Raw genomic sequence first — 1,622 nt, 5'->3', positions numbered from 1 at the left:
CGCTGCAGCTGCAGTTACAAAAACGAAAGAGTATGATCTTATGAAAGTGATTGATCCTGAAAAAATAAAAAAAACATATAATACTTTTGCTGAAATTAATAAACTAACAGCAGAGCAACGTGCATATTTAAATGATTTAGAGAAACAAAATCAGAAATTATATGACTTAACAACTAAATTAACTGTAGCGGATTTACAAAAATCAATGATTCTTTTCATGCAAAATGATTTGCATACATTTGCTAACCAAGTAGATGGAGAAATTGAGCTAATGAAACGTTACAAAGAGGATTTGGATCTAATAAATAATAGTATTACAAAATTATCGACTGAAGTTGATGCCAATAACACTCAGTCTCAAAAAGATACATTAAGACGATTAAAAAGTGTAACAACTCAACTCGAAGAACAAGTTTATAAATTCTAATATTAAGAACATAGGTTTATCAAAAAGATTATATTGCAACTGAAAATAAGGAGGAGATCAAATGATGAAATTTCCATTTAAGGTTATAACTTTAGCCACTTTAGCAACGGTTATAACTGCTACGAATGGTAGTACTATTCATGCACTTGCACAAGAACAGACAGCTCAGGAACAGAAAATAGAAAATTATGCGTTAGGACCTGAAGGATTAAAGAAAGCATTGGCTGAAACAGGCTCTCATATTCTTGTAATGGATTTATACGCCAAAACTATGATTAAGCAACCGAATGTAAATTTATCCAACATTGATTTAGGTTCCGCGGGAGGAGAATTAATCAAAAATATTCACCTAAATCAGGAACTGTCACGAATCAATGCAAATTACTGGTTAGATACAGCGAAGCCAAACATTCAAAAAACAGCGCGTAATATTGTAAATTATGATGAGCAATTTCAAAACTATTACGACACACTAGTAGACACTGTAAAAAAGAAAGATAAGGTGAGCCTCAAAGAAGGAATAGGGGATTTAATCAATACAATTCATATAAATTCAAATGATGTTACGGAAGTCATTAAGATGTTAGAGGCTTTTAAAACAAAGTTGTATACAAATACTGTAGATTTTAAAAATAATGTTGGTGGTCCAGATGGACAGGGCGGATTAACGGCTATATTAGCGGGAAAACAAGCACTAGTCCCACAACTTCAGGCCGAAATTGAGAATTTACGTTCTACACAGAAATCACATTTTGATAATGTATTAGCCTGGTCAATTGGTGGTGGATTAGGAGCTGCTATTTTAGTTATTGGAACGATTGCAGGAGCGGTAGTAATTGTTGTGACGGGTGGTACAGCTACACCAGCTGTTGTTGGTGGTCTTACAGCTCTAGGAGCCGCTGGTATCGGTTTAGGAACAGCAGCTGGTGTCGAGGCATCTAATCATATGAATTCTTATAATGAAATTTCGAATAAAATCGGAGAATTAAGTATGAAAGCTGATCTGGCTAATCAAGCGGTTATTTCACTTACTAATACCAAGGACACTCTAACATATTTGTATCAGACAGTGGACCAAGCAATCATGTCTCTAACAAGTATTCAGCAACAATGGAATAAAATGGGGGCTAATTATAAAGATTTATATGATAATATCGATCAAATGCAAGAACATAAACTTTCGTTAATACCTGAC

At 34.0% G+C, this 1,622-nt stretch carries 1 protein-coding gene and 1 pseudogene; both read left to right on the top strand.

Translation table 11 applies throughout. The features are described 5' to 3' along the window. A pseudogene (locus ACS2CR_RS34090) lies at positions 1-427 on the top strand (hemolysin BL lytic component L2); the annotation flags it as partial. A gap of 61 nt (positions 428-488) precedes the next feature. Continuing rightward, positions 489-1,622: hemolysin BL lytic component L1 (gene hblD / locus ACS2CR_RS34085; RefSeq protein WP_438906158.1), on the top strand; the 1,134-nt coding region annotated here is incomplete at its 3' end.

The organism is Bacillus cereus group sp. BceL291, assembly GCF_051776705.1.
Classification (GTDB): domain Bacteria; phylum Bacillota; class Bacilli; order Bacillales; family Bacillaceae_G; genus Bacillus_A; species Bacillus_A cereus.
The sequence above is the reverse complement of the archived record's forward strand: the minus strand, read 5'-3'. Positions and strand labels throughout refer to the sequence as shown.